The organism is Rhizobium terrae, from assembly GCF_003425685.1.
GTDB classification, from domain to species: Bacteria; Pseudomonadota; Alphaproteobacteria; order Rhizobiales; family Rhizobiaceae; genus Neorhizobium; species Neorhizobium terrae.
Genome location: NZ_QJKM01000050.1, coordinates 1 through 4,999, shown reverse-complemented (window position 1 = coordinate 4,999; position 4,999 = coordinate 1). Strand labels below are relative to the sequence as shown.

At 57.1% G+C, this 4,999-nt stretch carries 3 protein-coding genes and 1 pseudogene; 3 read left to right on the top strand and 1 reads right to left on the bottom strand.

The window, feature by feature from the left end; genetic code table 11:
- The first annotated feature begins 841 nt into the window (after positions 1–841).
- The 3 genes and pseudogenes from DMO26_RS33090 to DMO26_RS33075 all read left to right on the top strand — a co-directional run.
- Complete coding sequence (locus DMO26_RS33090) at positions 842–1,174, top strand: hypothetical protein (protein WP_162895197.1); 333 nt, start codon at positions 842–844, stop codon at positions 1,172–1,174.
- Between the two features lie 676 nt (positions 1,175–1,850).
- Positions 1,851–2,327, top strand: coding sequence for a hypothetical protein (locus tag DMO26_RS33085; protein WP_162895196.1), 477 nt, complete (start codon positions 1,851–1,853; stop codon positions 2,325–2,327).
- A 537-nt stretch (positions 2,328–2,864) separates the two neighbouring features.
- A pseudogene (locus tag DMO26_RS33075) lies at positions 2,865–3,941 on the top strand (IS256 family transposase); the annotation flags it as partial.
- A 36-nt stretch (positions 3,942–3,977) separates the two neighbouring features.
- On the opposite strand, the gene DMO26_RS33070 reads toward DMO26_RS33075, so the two are convergent.
- Positions 3,978–4,999: IS110 family RNA-guided transposase (locus DMO26_RS33070; protein ID WP_117196502.1), on the bottom strand; the 1,022-nt coding region annotated here is incomplete at its 5' end.

The window sequence follows — 4,999 nt, the reverse complement described above, 5'->3', positions numbered from 1 at the left end:
AACAAAGTGGCAACCTAACGTCTCAATGAGGGCGGTATGGAGCGGCGACATGGCGAAGATCCTTTTGGCGAAGAATCTGCAATTTCACCTCATCATCCCGGCCTCACCCTGACTGTCGTGTACTGTGGGCACTGCGACGCTGAGGAGCCTTCCGGTCATTCGAGGTGCCGGCGGACCGTAGGTTCACAGCTTCGCGGGCATCGTTCCAACCGTTCCGGGTGCAAGTGCTCCGCAGCTGCCCCCCATGGTCATCTCAAGAGCCGCAATATCCAGCGGACCGCATGCACGGTTGCCTAAGCGGCCCCTCCACCAGAGATTGGTCAGGTGGCAGCCATGGCCGCGGGCGGGCCTGAGAGTGGTCAAGCAGCAACCGCGTGCAGAACCGGCGAGGCTCGCAGAGCCTCAACTGTCCACGACACGTTCCATTCGTCGCGGCTCGCAGAGCCTCAACATGTCCACGACAGTTTCATTCGTCGCGGCACGCAGGCCTCTGTTTGCGCCCTCATGTTTTAAACCCCGGCAGGCCAGTTGGCCGCCCGGGGTAAGCAAAGATCGTGCTGAGCCAACCCACTTCTGTTCAACGTCATTAGTCTGTGAAAGCTGCTTTTCACCGCCCGTCATGAATCCCAATGCCTTTTCACCGCCCGTAGTTCTCTGCGATCCAGCACCACCTGGGATCTTCTTCGAAAAAGGTCGTGAATGCTTCACTTTTCCGTTCACTTGCGACGGTGGAGAGCAAGTAGTCCTCCAGTTCCGAAAAGACCCCCCTTCCGTGCCAGAATGGATATTCAGGCATTTTCGCGCATCCCAAAATTCGACCGCAATGAAGTGGACGTTCTGCATGAAAGAAGAGGATCAGGCTTGGGGCACAACATATCCCTCCCTACCTCACGTCAAAATCATCGGCGTCAACAACCGAAGTATCGAAGATATTATCAGCGACGTTTTGGCCTGGACCGGATTCCAGCTTACCGAACGTAGGGCCGAAGAAGTCGCAGAAGAAGCCGGCATGTATCTGGGCAGGATTGCAATATCGCCGCCTGCAGAGGTCGCCGAACAGAACAGGCGATATAATAGATATAAAACTGAGCAACTGCAGCAGGAGATCGCCGAGACCCTAGAGGGAACCGAATATCAAGCCCTCTATACTATAGGATCCGGGCATGGCTACTAGGGCTTTTTCGTTATCGAGGATCCTCCGCCATTCAAGGGTGAACAATGTGTTAGGAGGGGATTTTCGACAGTCGGGTCAGCCGGTGGTTCTCAGGTCGATAGGTTGTTTTCTGTTACATTCCGTATCGTCAGTTCGGTCAATACAGACATCGGTTCCATCCTTGATATTGCTGGCCGCGTTTGCGGAGTGCGTGAAACGTGTCCTCCCCTTGCGGCAACCGCCTCGCCCGCGTGAGGCTATGAGGTGCTCCAGACCGTACACGGAGCCAACCATCAGACACGACCTGGGCCGGGAACCCTGCAAAGCGCCCGCAGAGCTTCGGTGTACCATGCGGCCACCTGGTCTCCCGGGGTTCGAAACCCGGGGCCACAACCGGAGACCTGGGGCGAGCGGGACGCGCTGTCAACAAGCAAGGGGGGCTGAGCTGGCATTGCACGACAGCGGCCGGAACGTCCCCGCGAGGCTGCCGCCTCACCGGCCCCGGTCGTGCGGCTCTGGTCATGGCAGACCAAGCTGGCAGATTGCCGTGCATAAAAGGGGAGAGAAAGAGAGAGGTCTCCGGGGCAAGTCCAGTTCATGTCTGTTCAGCGTCCCAGTCAGCGAACGGCATCACTTTCACCGCCGGCCATTGATCCTCCTCCGCGCCTGGCCCTTTTTCCGGCCCTCAAACATCATCATGGCGCAATTCTACGAAACCGATCTAGTCAATCTCCAATTTGAATTCAAAGATAAAAAGAAAATAACATTACATATTCATTTCCGGGCTGTTCTCCCCACCCTGGAAGAATGGGAACACTGGATAATACGTTCGCAAGAGGAAGATATAGCTGTCGTTTTCATCATTGACGACGGGAGAGATTTATTGGAATACCCGTATTGGCCCCATCTCAGGACCACGAGTATGCGAAGCTATTCAACATCTCGGCGGAGACCGGCGCCAAATCGAACCCTTTCAGATATTGTCGAATTCAGTGTCAAAGAATTTGCACTGGAAAAACCCGCCGATTGGCAAGCACAAATTGATGAGGCCGATCGCGTATTGGCCAATCTGCGGGACAAGTCGGACAGTTGGATTGTCCAGCAGAACAGGGAGTTCCGCACCTGGAGCGAAGAGGTGCAGGAGAAGATCATTGCTTCTTGGTACAAAAGATAGATGTAAGCCGGCGATTGGTTGAACAATGTGTTAGGAGGGGAATTTCGACAGTCGGGTCAGCCGGTGGTTCTCAGGCAGATAGGTTGTTTTTTGAATTCAGTATCGTCGGATCGGTTAATACAGTTATGGACCAGTCCTTGACACCGGTTGGTCGCCTGCGAGTGCTGCACCGGGAAATTTCAGTCGCGGCCATCAGCCACTGCTGGCGGCAAGGGTTAGGGTTAGGGTTAGGGTTAGGGTTAGGGTTAGGGTTAGGGTTAGGGTTAGGGTTAGGGTTAGGGTTAGGGTTAGGGTTAGGGTTAGGGTTAGGGTTAGGGTTAGCCTACATGTCTATATATCCTGCCGCAACTTTTGTCCAATCTGAAGCGACTTTCTGGCGAGTGTATTGCGTCGCTTGCCCAGTTTCAGGATGACCACATCTCGCAGTAAGGGCCGTGCACCTTTAGCCGGCACCTATCAACATGGAAGTCGGCGAAAACGGGACTGTGAGGAATTCTGTGCCGGGAGCCATGATGATGAAAAGGAGCGAATCATCACATGGCTATCGAAAAGGAACTTCTGGACCAGCTTCTCGCCGGTCGTGACCCGTCCGAGGTTTTCGGCAAGGACGGCTTGCTGGACGACCTGAAGAAGGCGCTCTCTGAGCGTATCTTGAATGCCGAGCTCGACGAACACCTCGATGTGGAACGTAGCGAGGGGACGTCGACCGCCAACCGTCGCAACGGGTCTTCGAAAAAGACAGTTTTGACCGGTACATCGAAGATGACGTTGACCATCCCGCGCGATCGGGCCGGCACGTTCGACCCGAAGCTGATCGCCAAATATCAGCGCCGTTTTCCTGATTTCGACGACAAGATCATTTCCATGTACGCCCGCGGCATGACCGTGCGGGAAATCCAGGGACACCTCGAAGAAATCTACGGCATCGAGGTGTCGCCGGACCTGATCTCGGCAGTGACCGACCAGGTTCTGGAGGCCGTTGGCGAGTGGCAAAACCGTCCGCTCGAGCTCTGCTATCCTCTCGTCTTCTTCGATGCTATCCGGGTCAAGATCAGGGACGAAGGTTTTGTTCGCAACAAGGCCGTCTATGTCGCGCTCGCCGTTCTGGCCGATGGCAGCAAGGAAATCCTCGGGCTCTGGATCGAGCAAACCGAAGGGGCAAAGTTCTGGCTGCGCGTCATGAACGAGCTGAAGAACCGGGGCGTGGACGATATCCTGATTGCTGTCGTGGACGGGCTGAAGGGCTTTCCCGATGCCATCAACGCGGTCTTTCCGCAAACGATCGTCCAAACCTGCATTGTTCATCTGATCCGGCACTCGTTGGAGTTCGTCTCCTATAAGGATCGCAAACCTGTCGTGCCGGCGTTGAGAGCCATCTACCGTGCCCGAGATGCCGAGGCGGGCCTGAAGGCGCTGGAGGCTTTCGAGGCCGGATACTGGGGCCAGAAATATCCCGCCATCTCGCAAAGCTGGCGGCGTAACTGGGAACACGTCGTTCCCTTCTTCGCTTTCCCGGAAGGCGTCCGCCGCATCATTTACACCACGGATGAGATCGACAAGCGCTTTCCTTGCAGACGTGGTAAGATACATTTGCGCGGGCGACCTCGTGGTGAAGCGTGGTGCATCGGCTGAAAGCGCCGCCGGGCCACCTCATTCGAGCCTTGCCGGATTGAGGCGTCCGCGCGCCTTTTGATTTGGCGGGCGCGGACGCCAGGTCTCGACAAAGCGTTCGTAGCCCTTTTGTGCTTGCTCAGCGACGCGCATCTCCTGGTCACGGAGCTTCTTGACGTTGTAGGCGTAGGCCGGCCCCGGCTTGTTCCCCTTCTTCTGCGGTTTGCCGGCCTGCAATTCCATTGCGCGCGTTTTGTGTGCGACGAGGCTCGGGCGCGCCCAAAGATAGTCGGTCTGCTTGGTCAACATATGCCAGACCAGAACAGTGAGTTTGCGAGCGACCGCGACAGCCGCGACCTGATGGCCGCGTCTGGCCCTGACCCGGACAAAGAAGGCGTGCAAGGGGCCTGGTGCCTTCGCCGCTGCCCACGCTGCCTCGACAAGCATGGCGCGCGCATGGCTACGGCCAATTTTGCTGATGCGTCCGTGGTGCGCGGCACCCAGTCCGGACTGGCGAACCCGAGGGTTGAGCCCGAAGTAGCTGACCAGCTTCTGGGGACTGTTGAAGCGTCCGATGTCACCGATGGCCGCCATCAGTCCGGTCGCCACGGTAAGGTTGACGCCGGTGATCGTGAGCAAACGCCTGACCGCCGGATCATCCGTCGTCCCTTCGGCGATCTGTCGGTCGAGGATTGCAAGGTCTTCGCCAAGCCGGCCGAGTTCGCGTATATGCCTCTCGATTGCAATCTGCTCATCGGCGGGCAGAGGCTGGCGCTTGAGCCAGTCCCGCCCCCGGTTATTGAACAGATCGGCATGCGGGCACTTCGGGATCAAATGGGCATGCAGGATGGAATGGACCTCGTTCTTGATCCGTGTCCGATGCCGAACAACCTGGTAGCGCCGCGCCACGAGGCGCCGCATCCGCTCGGTAGCTGCGTCCGGCGTCCAGATCTCCGGCAAATAATCCGCAGCATGCAAGCTCGCCAAAGTGCCCGCATCGATCTTGTCGGTCTTTACATGGGCCTGTGCGATCGCCTTGACCTGCAGCGGATTGGCAATCA